The following is a 15,049-nucleotide window of genomic DNA, read 5'->3' as shown; positions in this document are numbered from 1 at the left end:
TCCGACAGGCAGCCGTCATCAGCGGCTGTGCTTTCCCTTTTTCTTTTCCACGCGAGGGGCTATAGTGCAGCCCAAGCCGTTCTCGATAAGCAGCATTTGTTTGAATCTGCCGTTCTAACTCACGTTCGGATGCCAAGAGTAAGTGATTTCCGGGGACAAGCTCTTCTATAGTTACGATGTCCATTTCGTTTTGTCGTTCTTTTCTTGACTGAAACCAAAAAATTCCTCCTATACAGATGGTTATTATAGGCTGACAAATGAACAAGGTGAAGAATAAAAGAAATTAGAAAGAAAGGCTGTCGATACTTTCTCGGCAGCCTGAGCCTGCTGATTCAGCAGGCTGATTTGTTATGTTTTCTGTGCTGCTGCTTCTTTGATTACGAGGGGATTACAGAATTAAAAGAACATAACAGATTATTTAAAACAAGGGGTTTTTCTTTAAAATATGTTATGATCAGTTTTGTCGTAGAAAAAACGGCAGCCATGATGCAGCGATTACGCTGTCGGAAATAAATGATTTTGTTTATCACAACGGAGGTTATTTCATGATTTCTAAATGGAAAGCTAAATTGAAAGACCCCGCCAATAAGAAGAAAGTTTTGATTTATACGGCTGTTATGGCTGTTTTCTGGCTGAAGATGTATATCGTCCAGAGCGGCATTTTCAATCTTGATATTGAAAACTTCAATGAAGCGCTGATTCTGGCCTTCAATCCACTCAGCAGTATATTTCTCTTATTTGGTGTAGGGATTCTGCTTGCCGGCCGTAAAGGTATGCTGGCGATGTATATTGTCGGGTCGCTTTTATTGTATTTTAATATTTTGTTTTACAGAGAATATTCGGATTTCCTGACGATCCCTATGCTTGGGCAGGCGGCAAACCTTGCCGGGCTGGGAGGAAGTATTACGGATATCCTGTCATGGACAGATCTATTCTTGTTTGTTGATATTTTTGCAGCGGTGTTCCTTCTGTTCTACTTGAACGGAAAACGTCTGACGTCATTCCAGCCGAAGCGTAAGGAAGGTTTCATTCTTGCGGCATTGGCTGTTCCGCTGTTCATCGTGAACATCGGCTGGGCGCAGACGGAGCGTACAGAGCTGCTGCAGCGGGCATTTGACCGCAATATGCTTGTGAAATATATCGGTGTTCTGAATTTCCACGCTTATGACATCGTCCTGCAGGGGCAGACGGAAGCGAAGAAAACGTTCGCTGACAGCAACGAACTTGTCCCTGTGCTTAACTATTTGAATGAAACGAAATCCGGTGCCGGCGAAGAAATGAAGGGGGCAGCGGAAGGGAAGAACGTCATCCTTCTTTCCCTTGAGAGTACCCAGACGTTTGTCGTGGACAACACTTTGAACGGAGAAGAGCTGACCCCGTATTTCAATGATTTGAAGGAAGAAGGGGCCTACTTCAGCAACTTCTATCACCAGGTGAAGCAGGGACGAACGTCCGATTCTGAGTTTCTGCTCGATAATTCCCTGTATGGATTGAACCGCGGGGCGGCCTTCTTTACCCACGCAGGAAATGAGTATGAGGCCACACCGGAAGTGCTGGATAAGGAAGGGTACACATCTTCCGTGATGCACGCGAATGACGCGACCTTCTGGAACCGGAATGTTATGTACGATTCTCTTGGATACGACCGTTTCTATTCGAAAAAAGACTTTGATGTGACCGAAGAAAAATCCCACAGCTGGGGATATATGGACGAGTACTTCTTCGAGGATTCCTTAGAGAAGATGGAACAGATGGAGGAGCCTTTCTACAACAAGATGATTACGCTCACCAACCACCATCCATTCACTCTTCCAGAGGACAAGCAGCTGATTGAAAAAGGGGAAACGTCCAGCCAGACACTGAATAATTACTTCCAGACGATCCGTTATCAGGATGAGGCCTTGAAGCAGTTCGTGGAAGAATTCAAGCAGTCTGATCTGTATGACGATACCGTTCTTGTCATCTACGGAGACCACTTCGGGATTTCTGAAAACCACCAGCAGGCCATGGGTGAATATCTTGATAAAGATATTAACGACTACGAGCAGTTCCAGCTTCAGCGAGTGCCGCTTCTAATGATTGGAGAAGGCATTGAAGGCAAGGAATATGACACGGTCGGCGGACAGATCGACCTTCGTCCGACCCTTATGAACATGCTTGGTGTGGAAGATAATAATCCGATCCAGTTCGGTCAGGACCTGTTCAATGAGGACCGTCAGGAACTGATGGTGACGCGTGACGGGAACTTTGCCAACGAAGAGTATGTCGGCGTCAACGGCACCTGCTATGACCGGGAAACCGGCGAAGAGGTGGAAGACGCAGCTTGTGGAGAAGGATTTGAACAAGCAGAAGAAGAGCTTGCCTTGTCCGACTCCGTCGTATACGGAGACCTGCTCCGCTACCTTGATGAAACAGAGATGATTGAAGAAAAAGAGACGACTGACAAATAAAAATAGAGAAAGAAGAGTCTGCTTGCACAGGCTCTTCAGGCTGTCGAGGAACTTCTCGGCAGCCTTTTTTGATGATTCTATAAGAGGGGATTTTCCAAGCAGAGAAATACTCTCTTTTTTGTAAATAGTTTTTGGATGTTACGAAGAATGTTGAGCTTTTGGAGGGCCTTACCGATGAACGTCATCACGAACACCAATGATCAATCCTTTCACTGGATGAAAAATACAGGGGACATACGTTTGTTTAATATGCATCATGACGCTTGAAGCAGCTCCAGACGGGTATCGTACAGTAGGACTCATTTCACAAAGACGATATCTTAGATAAAAGGAAGGAGCACAGATTCATGTCTTCCATGATTGAAACAGAAGTGTTGATCATTGGAGCCGGGCCTACGGGGTTGATGGCGGCCAATGAATTGAAAAAGCGGGACGTTGATTTCGTCTGTCTGGAGAAACGGGAAGCACCATCGGATCTCTCCAAGGCGCTCGGAATCCAGGCACGGACGATGGAAATGTTTGAGCTTCTGGGCGTGCACAAGGAATTTCTCGAAAAAGGATACCCCGGCCCCGGAGCGAAGCTTCACCTTGGAGGAGAGAACGCCTCCGTCGTGGAACTGTATCATATTGAAAGCCGCTACCCTTACCTCTTGATCCTTCCTCAAAGTGAAACCGAGCAAATTCTTGAAGACCATCTCGCCTCGCTCGGAGGCACGGTCGATCGCGGGCATGATGTGATGGATGTCCAACAGGATGCGGGCGGTGTGTATGTCAAGGCGTCGTATAACGGTGAAGTAAAGGAATATAAAGCGGACTACTTAATTGCTGCGGACGGTGCCCATAGTAAGGTGCGGGATGCCCTTCACATCGATTTTGAAGGAGAAGATGAAGGGTACACCTTTTTCCTCGGTGATGTCGATGTTCCCGGGCTTGAAGAGATTTTTATTCATATGCACTTGAATGACCGCGGGGCTGTCGCTTTCTTTCCTTACAAAGACGGCAGCTACCGGGTGGTAGGGTTTGACCGTGCCAAGCAGGGTCTTCCCCACAAGGATGAGCTGACAATGGAAGAACTGCAGGAGAGCGTCAATACGGTTCTGAAATATTCCTACCGTCTTGAAAATCCGACATGGCTTTCCTATTTCGGTACCGCTCATCGTCAGGTTCCTGATTATCGGGAGAAGCGGGTGTTTTTTGTTGGAGATGCCGCCCATATTCATAACCCGTTCGGAGGACAGGGGATGAATCTCGGGCTTCAGGACGCTTCCAACCTGGGCTGGAAGCTGGCTTCTGTATTGAAAGGTTTTGCCCAAGATTCATTCCTGGACAGTTATCAGGATGAACGTTTTCCCATTGGGGAGGATGTCTTGAAAGAAACGTCGCGCATGTTGAAAGTGGTGAATCTGGAGGGGACGCAGGGGAAAGTCCGCAACTGGGCTGGAAAGGCAGCGCTGACTCAGGACTGGGTGCAGCAGAAGATTGCCAACCATTTATCCAACATTTATAACGAATATGAAAAGGTGAAGCGCAACAAGGAGTTGAAGGATTCTTCACTCTCCCGTAAGGCTCTTCAAGCCGGCCGGCGTGTCCCGGACCATCTCTTGTTTTTTGACGGGGCGAAGGATGAACGGCTGTATCCGTTTATCTGTGAATACGGCTTTGTCTGTCTGATTTATATCGATGCCCAGCACCCGGATGTCATTGATTACGCCTACACTTTTGCCGGGAAAGTGAATGAACAGTACCCCGGCTTGCTGAAGATCTTCCTTGTGGCTAAAGGAGGGACCGTCCATACCGATGGCGATGACCTGCCGATTATCTATGACGTTCACCGCCACATGGAACGGAAGCTGGGAATGAAAAAAGGAAGTGCTCTTATGATCCGTCCGGATGGTCATGTCGCCTTTCATGATACGTCGCTGGATGAAGAAAAAACCCTTCGTAAGCTTCACCAGCTGTTTCAATAAAACCCCTGAATCTCTGGAAACCTGCTCCAATTACGGAGCAGGTTTTCGCTTGTAGCCCCCCGCGTTTTCCTGTGCCTGAAAAATTTATATTCATGCTCTGCTGTGCGGTTTGGTGAGGCTTTCATGAAGGTGTCTCCCTTTTCACTTCACGAACATTCCTATATAATTTCTTCTCGTAGATAAAACTAACGTGTACTCATGTACTCCCATTCAAAAAACATGACGAACGTATAGGAGCATCATAAATGAAGAACATATGGAAAATATTCAGCAGAGACTGGAAAAATACCGCCACGAACTGGGTAGCGTTGATTTTGATTCTGGGACTCGCTGTCCTTCCTTCCCTGTATGCCTGGTTTAATATCAAGGCATCGTGGGACCCTTACAGTCAGACGGACCAGCTGCCTGTAGCCGTGGTCAATGAAGACCAGGGGGCCGTTGTCCGTGATAAGGATATCGATGTCGGTCAGGAATTAGTGGATAACTTGAAGGATGAAGAAAGTTTCGACTGGCAGTTTACAGATCGTGATGAGGCCATGGATAAGCTGGAATACGGGGATTACTATGCTGTCATTGTCATCCCGGAGACCTTTTCTGAACACTTAGGAACAGTCGTTGAAGGAAATCCGGAAAAGTCGGAAGTTCAATACTATGTAAACGAAAAGATTAATGCCATCGCTCCTAAGATCACTGAAAAAGGAGCCACCGTGCTGGTCGATCAAATTACCAGCCAGTTCATATCAGAAGTGAACGGGACGGTTGCTGAGCTCTTCAATGACCTTGGACTTGAATTGGAAAACGACCTGCCGGACATTAAACGCTTTGAAGAATACATTTTTAAATTGGAAGAGAATCTACCGGAAATTTATCAATTGATTTCCGATGCCTATGACGACTCCCAGGATGCCTCGTCTGTCATCAACAATGTGCAGGGGCTCATCCCGCAGGCCGAGCAGGCAGCAGGAGAAGGGCTGAGTACCATTGATGAAACGACAGCATTCATTGATGATGCCGAGCAGCGTTTGAACGAACTTTCACCACAGGTGAAGGAAGATTTGAACGCGGCCCAGCAGACAGCTGAGGACGTGAATGCCTTCTTGAAGGAGGCCCGGTCGGTTGATGTGAATGTGGAGTCGATTGGTGAAATACGCAATCAAATCAACAGCCGGACGAGTCAGTCCCTGGAGGAAATCGCTGCGGTCGAAGAGCTTCTTCAACAAGTGAAGGAACAGCAGCAGACCAGTCAAGCGAATGAAGAAAACCAGGAAGACAATGGGGAAGAGGGGAATGAAGAAAATACGCCGCAGCCGTCCCCGCAGATTCCTGAGGAAACGATTGACCAGGCGATTGCTGATGTGCAGGCCATTGAAGATGCGCTCACCGCTATTCAAGAAGACAGCAGTCAAATCGGCGATCGATTATCGGAAGCCCAGGAAAATATCGACCAAACCCTCTCCTCCCTTGAAGAAAAGTCGGGAGAAACAGCGGATCAGATTGATGCTTTCTTGAAAGAATACAACGAAAACATTGAGCCGCAGGTGCTTGCGGAAATCGATAAAGCTCAGAGCACACTCGCAAATGCCCGCTCCATTTTGGTGGATGTCCAATCGACGGTTCCGGAAGTCGAGCGTATTCTGAACAGCACGGAGGGGAACATTGCCGAAGGGCAGGATATTCTCGAGTACATGATGAATGAATATCCGTACGTCAATCAAAAAGTGAATGAAATGGCAGACCGGATTCGTGATATCCAGGGAGAGACGGATATCAATGAAATCATCGAACTGTTGAAAAATGACCCGTCAGCCGAGGAGAACTTCTTTGAAGAACCGGTCACTTTAAGCAAAAATGCCTTGTTCCCGATTGAAAACTACGGCACAGGCATGACACCGTTCTATACGGTCCTGTCCTTATGGGTCGGTGCTCTGCTGCTGGTATCGTTATTGTCTACGGATCCAGTCAACCTTCAGGAATACCGGAGCTATGAGCAATACTTCGGTAAACTCGCAACGTTTGTGAGTATCGGGTTCCTTCAGACACTTGTCGTCACGCTTGGAAATGTATTTCTTCTTGATATCGGGGTGGCCGAAGTTGTTCCGTTTGTCCTGTTCGGGCTGCTGATCAGCTTTGTCTTTATGACGCTCGTCTTCACTCTTGTGTCTGTGCTTGGTGACGTCGGAAAGGCCGGAGCGATTGTCATGCTCGTGCTCCAGATCGCCGGATCAGGAGGGACTTACCCAGTGGCTCTTCTTCCTGAGTTTTTCCAGACGATTCATCCATTCCTCCCGTTTTCCTACGCCATCGATTTGATGCGGGAAGCCGTCGGAGGCATTGTGCCGGCACGCGTAAAAACGGATCTGTTGTTTTTAGGTATATTCGGCGGGGTCTTTCTATTGATTGGAATCTTCCTGAAAGGACCGCTGCATAACCGGACAAGACAAGTGAAGGCTAAATCAAGGGAATCCGGACTGTTCCATTAACAAAAAAAGGAGAGATCCGATGAAGCTTGTCGATATTTACCGTGTAAAAACGTATGTGATTCCAGAGTATGCCGACAAAGTCATTCAAAGTGTGTTGAGCGTGGATGAACTGCAGGTCGGTCAGTACAAGAATGTGATGTGGCAGACGAAGGATGGGATGGAGCAGTTCGTCCCATCCGGCACTGCCGTACCTACGGAAGGGAAAAAGGGAGAAAAGGAACGGGTGACTTCCTTCCGCATTGAATTTTCCATACCGAGGGACGAGGGACTGCTGACCAAAGTGATTGAGCAGGGCATTTATGCCGCTCACCCATGGGATGAGCCTGTCGTGCAGGTAACCGAAGAACGAGAAGCCAGAAAACATGAATCATGATTGATAAAGCCGCTTGCGTCGTCAGACGCAAGCGGCTTTCAGTTTGGAAACAAGTCCAGTGTTTTTCTAGTACCTGCACCGTTGCTGGGTAGAGGGTAATCTTTTTTATCTTCTTATAATCAGCTGTCATCAGCGTTTGTTTCAGACCATTGTCATTTCCACGCGAACGAAAATTACGGCGTAAGTGCAGCTCTTTTGAATCTGCGAAGCTAAGCTCAAATTGTCCTTCTCTGATAAGATACCCATTTTCCTTTCGTATGTGCTGTACTTTTGGCGCGAGGAGCGTGCGGTGGTGACGCCTGCGGGAAAAGCGCGAGCCGAAGATCCACTTGGGCAGGTGGTTTTCCTGCCCAAGTTAGCTGAGGCCGTGCCCGCGGCAAGCATCCACCGATAAGCGGAACGTGACCACTACCCGGACATACAGACAACTCTACTGGATGACATGTATGATTTCTACAGCGTGAAAGCCGCTCACGTTATGGAACGTAAGCGGCTTTTTTAATCGAAATGGGAAAGGCCATGGAGGATGAAATGATTGACCATGACCGCCATTTCCTCTGGCGGCTGGTCCATGTCGTTCTGTATCCAGTCTTTAATCACGTGGATAACGCCGCTGATCACAAACGTGCTGACGTACTCGGATTCCTGTTTGGAAATGACCTTATCCGATGTTAAATTATCCAGCATGAATCCTCTCGTCAAATTCATCATCCGTTTTTCAAAGGAGGGAGCTGCTTCTCCTTTCAGGAGCGTTTGAAAAAGGAGCTTATTTTCAAGGACATACGTAAGGATTTTCTCTGTCATCTGAATCGATTCTTCCTCCAGTTCATGATCATATTGACTGAGATAGGTGTTCATATCGGCTGTAATTTCCTCTTCAATCCGACCCAGCAGATCGTACTGGTCGGAATAGTGGGTGTAGAACGTGGAGCGGTTGATGTCCGCCCGTGCACAGATCTCTTTTACAGTAATGTCAGCGATCGGCTTCTCGTTCAGCAGGTGGATCAGACTTTCCTTCAGTACGCGGCGGGTATACTTTTTGCGGCGGTCCATTTTTTCACTCATAGCGGGACTCCTTTTTTTACATTTTTATGACAATCCAACATTCGCCTACAGGTATGTTGGATAAATGACGAAATTTAAAAAACTGTTTGTTGAATATCCAACACGGTGTCAATAAAATAGTATAGTGTATGAATGGGAGATGCAAGAGAGGGTGACGCTTTATCGGATGGACAGCACGAATCATAAAGCATAAAAAAAGTATTGTCCTTATTTTTGTTATACTTACGCTGTTAAGTGCGGCGGCTCAGTTCGCCGTGTCCGTCAACTACAATATGATTGATTACCTGCCGGAGGACGCCCCTTCGATTGAAGCGGTGGACTTGATGGAGCAGGAATTCGATGAACCGGTGGAAAATGCCAGGGTCATGATTGAGGATGTTTCGATCACCGAAGCGCTCAGCTATAAGCAGCAGCTGGAGAACGTGGATGGTGTCGAAAGTGTCACATGGCTCGATGATATCATCGATGTGAAAGTACCATTGGAGATGGCTTCTGCGGATACTGTTGAATCCTATTACCTGGATCAAAAAGCACTCTATTCCCTTCACATTGAGGAAGGGGAGGAAGTTGCAGCCACAGACGCGATTTATGAACTGATTGGAGAAGAGAACGCGGTAGCTGGTGAAGCCGTTAACACAGCCGTCTCGCAGAAAATGACAGGCAGTGAATCGATGTATGCGGCAGCACTGCTCGTTCCAATCATCATTCTGATTTTAATTTTATCGACGACCTCATGGATGGAACCGGTCTTCTTCCTCGTGGCCATTGGTGTATCCGTCCTGATTAATTTAGGCACCAACATTTTCATCGGAGAGATATCCTTTGTCACGCAGTCGGTCGCTCCGATTCTACAGCTGGCCGTTTCGCTCGACTATGCGATATTCCTCCTCCACAGCTTTTCGGATTACCGGAAGGAAGTCGAGGATCCGAAGGAAGCGATGCAGCTGGCGATGAAACGTTCTTTTCCGGCGATTGTCGCGAGTGCCTCGACAACATTCTTTGGGTTTACCGCCTTAACCTTCATGGACTTCGGTATCGGCGCCGATCTGGGATTGAACCTTTTGAAAGGAATACTTCTCAGCTTTATCAGTGTGATGGTCTTCCTGCCTGCGCTGACGATGATGTTTTATCATTGGATCGATAAGACCAAGCACCGTCCGTTTGTACCTGATTTCAAGGGGATCGGCCGTCACGTGATGAAGCTGCGTCTGCCGAGTTTTATTCTGCTTCTGATCATCATTGTGCCTGCTTTTCTGGCTCAAAATGAAACGAGCTTTATTTATGGAACAGGAGAACAGCCGGAGAACACAAGGGCCGGTCAGGATGTAGCCGCCATCCAGGATTCTTTTGGCAAGAACATCCCGATGGTTCTCCTCGTACCTGAAGGAGACCGGGCGAAAGAGGAGGAGCTTGTTCAGGACCTGGAGCAGCTTACAGATGTCTCGAGCGTCGTGTCCTATGTCAATATCGTCAGCCCGGCGATTCCACCTGAGTATTTAGAACAATCCGTGACCGAATCGTTTTATTCCGAGCATTACGCTAGAATCACCTTATATACGGAAACCGATGCGGAAGGTGAAAAGGCCTTTTCTCTTATTGAAGAGGTGAAAGAAACCGCAGATGGCTACTATGAGGAGACCCATCTGCTGGGGGAAAGCGTTACGTTGTATGATATGAAAAATATTGTGCAGAAGGATAATACCCTTGTGAACTGGCTGACCATCGCTGCGGTTGCGGCTGTATTGATTCTTACGTTCCGTTCCGTTTCCATCCCGGTCGTCCTGCTTATTACGATTCAGGCCTCGGTATGGGTGAACCTCGCTTTTCCATATTTCATGGATACGCCGCTCGTCTATGTCGGGTATCTATTGATCAGCACGATTCAATTGGCAGCGACCGTAGACTATGCCATTTTATTTACGGAGAATTACAATCATCTGCGGAAAGACATGTCAGCGCTTGAGGCGATTAAGAAAACGATTGATGACAAGATTTTCGCCATTTTTGTTTCGGCTTCGATATTGTCCAGTGTCGGCTTTATTTTATGGATGACCTCAACGAATCCGATTGTTTCGTCTATTGGTCTTCTGCTGGGGAGAGGAGCGCTGCTCGCGTTTCTGATGGTCGTCCTCGTCCTGCCTGCACTTCTTGTGATTCTGGATCGGTTGATTGAAAAAACGACATGGAAAGCAAACTTTTATAAGGGGAAATGATAATGATAGGTAAACGTTCATCTCTGCTGATCATGGCTTTTCTTCTTGCTGTGCCCGCCGCCCCTGCTTCTGCTGAAGAAGATGGAAAAGCGGAGGAAGGCAGTTTCTCTGAAAAGCGTGAAGTCGTATATGCCACTTTGAATGCAGATGGAAGCCAGAAAGACATGTATGTAGTCAATAACTTTGATATTGAAGATCCGGGAACCATTGTCGATTACGGCCTATATTCCAGTGTGGAAAATTTAACGAATGTAAATGAAATCAAACAGAAAAACTCGCGGATTGAAGTGAGAGCTGAAGAAGAGGAGTTTTATTACCAGGGGAATCTTGAAGATCAAAATCTTCCTTGGAACATCAATTTTTCCTATAAGCTGGACGGAGAAGAAATCAATCCGGAAGAACTCCTTGGAAAGGATGGACAGCTGGAAATCGGTATCGAGACGTCAGAAAAAGAAGGGGCCGATCCTGTCTTTTTCAACAACTATACCGTGCAGATTACGGTCCCTTTAGATGCAGAAATCTTCGAGAATATTGAGGCACCGGACGGAACGGTCGCCAATTCAGGGAAAGACAGACAAGTTACGTTCACCGTTCTTCCTGAGAAAGAAGAAAGCTTCAAAGTGACAGCCGATGCTGAGAATATCGAAATGGACAGCATCGAAATGGCAGCGGTGCCTGCCTCTTTATCCATGGAAGAGCCAGATATTGATGGCGTGAAGAAGGATATGAATTCACTCGCGGATGCAACCGCCGCTATCAATGATGGAGCTTCCGGCCTTGCCGACGGGATTGCTGAACTGAATAACGGAACAGCGCAGGTCTATAGTGGATCAGAACAGTATTTGAACGGCATCCAGGAATTGAACAGTGGTTCGGCTTCCCTTGTCGAAGGTTCCGCCTCGATCAAAAGTGCGCTTGCGGAAATGAGCCGACTGGCTTCACAGGGGCCGGGGGATTTGAACCTTGGAGACCTCTCACAAATGCAGGAGAACTTGAGAGAACTCTCTTCCGGTCTTCAGAAAGCGGAAGATGGCCTGGTTGATTTGAGAACAAACTATACCAATGCTCACGATCAACTGGATGAGGCGATGGCCTCCATTCCGGGGTATGAAGTGACTGAGGAGGATATCCAGGCGCTTCGTGAGTCAGGAGTCGATCAGGAAGTGGTCGATCATCTCATTGAAACGTATCACGCAGCTCAGGAAGCCAAAGCGGTCTATGGAGATGCAGAAGGCGCATTTGATGCGGCAGGTCCTGCCCTGGATCAGGCAGTAGCTTCCTTGAGTGAGATCAATGATCAGCTCGCAGCGGCTGCGGATACGATCGAAACAAATCTAGGCAGTGTGAATGTGGATGAATCCATCAAGGAACTGCAGCAGGGCATACAGGGTTTCTCCTCACAGTACAATGATTTTCATGCCGGACTTGTAGACTATACGAACGGTGTCGGACAGCTGGCCGGATCGTATGAAGAGGTGCATGCCGGTATCGGTGGTTTGACGAGTGGAACGGCAGACTTGCAATCCGGAGCTGCTGATCTTCAGAATGGTACATCAGAACTTTCTGCCTCCACGAGTGATCTGCCTGAGGAAATGCAGTCGGAAATCGACCAGCTGATGAGCGAATATGATTATTCCGATTTCGAACCGGTCTCTTTTGTTTCCGAAGAGAATGAGAATATTGAATCCGTTCAATTTGTCATCAAAACAGAAAGTATTAAAAAAGAAGAGCAGGAAGAAGAGCAGGAGCAGGAAGACGAGAAAAGTCTCTGGGACCGCTTTTTGGATCTGTTCCGCTAGATCACGGCCGTCTTCTCTCCTTGATGGGGGAGAAGGCTTTTTTTAATGGAGTGAATGAGTTTCGAAACTCGAAATGGTATAGTATACTCTTTATTGGAATAACACAGCAATGTAAACTCAAAATAAAAATGGTGTAAATGTTTATCAGGATATAAAGAAAGACATAGGCTCCATTTGAATTCTTACGTACGGGAGAGATCAAGATGAGCATGAAGCTGTTTACGCTTAACTCCAACGAACCGTTGGCAGAGGAAATCTCAGATATTCTGGATGTTCCTTTAGGAGAAAGTTCTGTAGTGAGGTTCAGTGATGGTGAAATTCAGATCACGATCGAGGAAAGTGTCCGTGGTGATGATATTTACTTGATTCAATCGACGGCCCAGCCGGTCAATGAACACATCATGGAGCTTTTGATCATGGTGGATGCTTTGAAGAGGGCGTCTGCCAAAACGATTAATGTGGTCATTCCTTATTATGGGTATGCTCGTCAGGATCGGAAAGCACGTCCGCGTGAACCAATTACGGCCAAATTGGTTGCTAACCTATTGGAAAAAGCAGGCGTATCAAGAGTCGTGGCTCTTGATCTGCATGCACCGCAGATTCAGGGATTCTTCAACATTCCGGTCGATCAGCTGCTCGGCATTCCGATTATTGCTCAGTATTACAAGGAGAAAAACATCGAGGATGTCGTCGTTGTCGCTCCTGATACGAGTGGTCTGCGCCGGGCACGCCGCATGGCGGATATTCTGGATGCGCCGATAGCCTTCGTGGATAAACGCCGTCCTGAACCAAATATGGCAGAAGCCTTGAATGTGGTTGGAAACATTGAAGGGAAAAATGTCATTATCGTGGATGATATGATTGATACAGCTGGAACCATCGATCAAGCGGCTGCCGCTCTTCTTGAAAAGGGAGCCAATGATATATACGCATGCGGCACCCATGCCGTATTGTCCGATCCTTCAGTGAAGATCATCGAGGATTCACCGATCAAGGAATTGGTCGTGACGAACTCCGTTTATCTTCCTGAGGAGAAGCGTATCGATAAGATTGTATCTCTATCCGTTGCCCCGTTGTTTGCCGATGCGTTGACACGTGTACAGAAAGAGCAGTCCGTCAGTGTACTGTTCGATTAATCATTAAAACCCCCGCTTTTCAAAAGCGGGGGTTTTTTTACCTCTCAGCTCTGTGCCTGGGCCACGGTCCGCTTATCGGTGGATGCTTGCCGCGGGCACGGCCTCAGCTAACTTGGTCAACAAAACCACTTGACCAAGTGGATGCTTGCCGCGGGCACGGCCTCAGCTAACTTGGTCAACAAAACCACTTGACCAAGTGGATCTTCGGCTCGCGCTGTTCCCGCAGGCGTCACCACCGAACGCTCCCCGTGTCCTTCCCTTATCATGGCTGAAAGGGGTGGTTCTTTTATTAAACAGAGGATCATTCTTTTCATAACTTTACATTTATAAGGGAGATAAAAAAAGGCCTCTTCAGGACCGGAGGGAGCACAAACCATTTCACTCCTGCGGAAAAACGGGCGGCCGAGACCCCGGAAGGCGGTTTTCCTGAGGAGGCTTGGACGTTCGTCCGCGGAAAGGAAATGGTTTGTGCTCCCGAAGGTTGTAGGAAAAAGTGTTTTATCTACAAACAAAAACCTCCGCTCATATCAGCGGAGGTTTTTTGGCTGTTTATTTATTGACGGAAGCTTCATAAATGGAGCTTACGGAATGATTCAGGGACTGGTCGAACTCTTCCTGTGACTGATCCACATGCAGATCGCCGACAAGGGCTCTGGAGAAGCTTGCAATCAGACCTTCATTATCCTTCAGCTTTTCATTGGCTTCTTCACGGGAGTATCCACCGGAAAGAGCGACAACACGAACCACACGTGGATGGTTGATGATTTCCTGGTACGCGTTCGGTTTCGTAGGGATCGTCAGCTTCAGCATCACGTTTTGATCTTCGTGCAGCTGATTAAGCTGATTGAGGATCTCACCGCGCAGAATATCCTCACATTTTTCTTTTTCCTCACTGTTGATGTCTACTTCCGGTTCAATGATTGGTACAAGGCCGGCAGCAAGAATTTCTTTAGCGACTTCAAACTGCTGGTCGACGACAGCTTTGATGCCCTCATAATTCGCTTCGTGAATGACAGAACGCATTTTTGTCCCAAAGATGTTGCGTTCATTGGCACGTCGCAGCATATCATCAAGGTCAGGGATCGGCTTCATCATCTGGACACCGTTTTCCTTTTCTGCAAGTCCTTTGTCCACTTTAAGAAAAGGAACGATACCTTTGGAAGAAAGGTAGTCTGCTGTGAATTTCCCTTCCACTTCACGGTCCATCGTCTGTTCAAATAGGATGGCTCCGAGAATCTGTTCTGCATTGAAGGAAGGGGAGGTGAGAATTCTTGTTCTCATCTGGTGGACCTGGTTGAACATTTCCTCCTCATTGGCATAAGCATCCTCGTGTACGCCATAGGCAGCAAGAGCCTTAGGTGTGCTTCCACCGCTCTGGTCCAGTGCAGCAATAAATCCTTCTTCATTTTTCATTCGTTCAAAATGACGGGTGTTCATGAAATCCGCTCCTTTTACGAAATTTAGAAACTCCATGGATCCTTTTCCCTCTATCACCTATTCTTTAACATCCGATCATCTCCTTCAAAACTTTTTCTTTTTCCTATTCTCCAACAAAAAACTGTTGTT

The 15,049-nt window shown here is 47.3% G+C and carries 9 protein-coding genes; 7 read left to right on the top strand and 2 right to left on the bottom strand.

Annotated elements, in window-relative coordinates:
- Positions 1-545 precede the first annotated feature (545 nt).
- The 4 genes from GLV97_RS07105 to GLV97_RS07090 all read left to right on the top strand — a co-directional run bounded on the left by GLV97_RS07105 (position 546) and on the right by GLV97_RS07090 (position 7,270).
- Complete coding sequence (locus GLV97_RS07105) at positions 546-2,450, top strand: LTA synthase family protein (protein ID WP_160839421.1); 1,905 nt, start codon at positions 546-548, stop codon at positions 2,448-2,450.
- A 347-nt stretch (positions 2,451-2,797) separates the two neighbouring features.
- Positions 2,798-4,417 carry an FAD-dependent monooxygenase gene (locus GLV97_RS07100; RefSeq protein WP_160889389.1) on the top strand — a complete coding sequence of 540 codons (1,620 nt, stop codon included), beginning with the start codon at positions 2,798-2,800 and terminating at the stop codon, positions 4,415-4,417.
- Positions 4,418-4,662: 245 nt separating this feature from the next.
- The gene (locus tag GLV97_RS07095; protein ID WP_202410597.1) at positions 4,663-6,897 is read left to right on the top strand and encodes a YhgE/Pip domain-containing protein; all 2,235 of its coding nucleotides are present in this window, start codon (positions 4,663-4,665) and stop codon (positions 6,895-6,897) included.
- A gap of 19 nt (positions 6,898-6,916) precedes the next feature.
- Positions 6,917-7,270 carry a hypothetical protein gene (locus tag GLV97_RS07090; RefSeq protein WP_160839417.1) on the top strand — a complete coding sequence of 118 codons (354 nt, stop codon included), beginning with the start codon at positions 6,917-6,919 and terminating at the stop codon, positions 7,268-7,270.
- A 498-nt stretch (positions 7,271-7,768) separates the two neighbouring features.
- Here the strand turns inward: GLV97_RS07090 and GLV97_RS07085 are convergent, their stop codons facing one another.
- Positions 7,769-8,335, bottom strand: a complete 567-nt coding sequence (locus GLV97_RS07085) for a TetR/AcrR family transcriptional regulator (RefSeq protein WP_160839415.1) — start codon at positions 8,333-8,335, stop codon at positions 7,769-7,771.
- 272 nt (positions 8,336-8,607) lie between these two features.
- Between GLV97_RS07085 and GLV97_RS07080 the strand changes: the two genes are divergently transcribed.
- The 3 genes from GLV97_RS07080 to GLV97_RS07070 all read left to right on the top strand — a co-directional run bounded on the left by GLV97_RS07080 (position 8,608) and on the right by GLV97_RS07070 (position 13,483).
- Positions 8,608-10,548, top strand: coding sequence for an efflux RND transporter permease subunit (locus GLV97_RS07080; RefSeq protein ID WP_160889417.1), 1,941 nt, complete (start codon positions 8,608-8,610; stop codon positions 10,546-10,548).
- Between the two features lie 2 nt (positions 10,549-10,550).
- Positions 10,551-12,347, top strand: a complete 1,797-nt coding sequence (locus GLV97_RS07075) for a YhgE/Pip domain-containing protein (protein WP_160889388.1) — start codon at positions 10,551-10,553, stop codon at positions 12,345-12,347.
- 203 nt (positions 12,348-12,550) lie between these two features.
- Entirely contained in the window at positions 12,551-13,483 is a 933-nt protein-coding gene (locus GLV97_RS07070; protein WP_160841269.1) for a ribose-phosphate diphosphokinase, read from the top strand.
- Positions 13,484-14,032: 549 nt separating this feature from the next.
- Here GLV97_RS07070 and GLV97_RS07065 read toward each other — a convergent pair.
- Positions 14,033-14,920 (bottom strand): fructose bisphosphate aldolase, encoded by an 888-nt coding sequence (locus GLV97_RS07065; protein ID WP_160841270.1) that lies wholly within the window; start codon positions 14,918-14,920, stop codon positions 14,033-14,035.
- Between the last annotated feature and the right edge of the window lie 129 nt (positions 14,921-15,049).

The sequence above is a fragment of the Halobacillus litoralis genome (assembly GCF_009856355.1).
GTDB lineage: Bacteria > Bacillota > Bacilli > Bacillales > Halobacillaceae > Halobacillus > Halobacillus litoralis_B.
The sequence above is the reverse complement of the archived record's forward strand: the minus strand, read 5'-3'. Positions and strand labels throughout refer to the sequence as shown.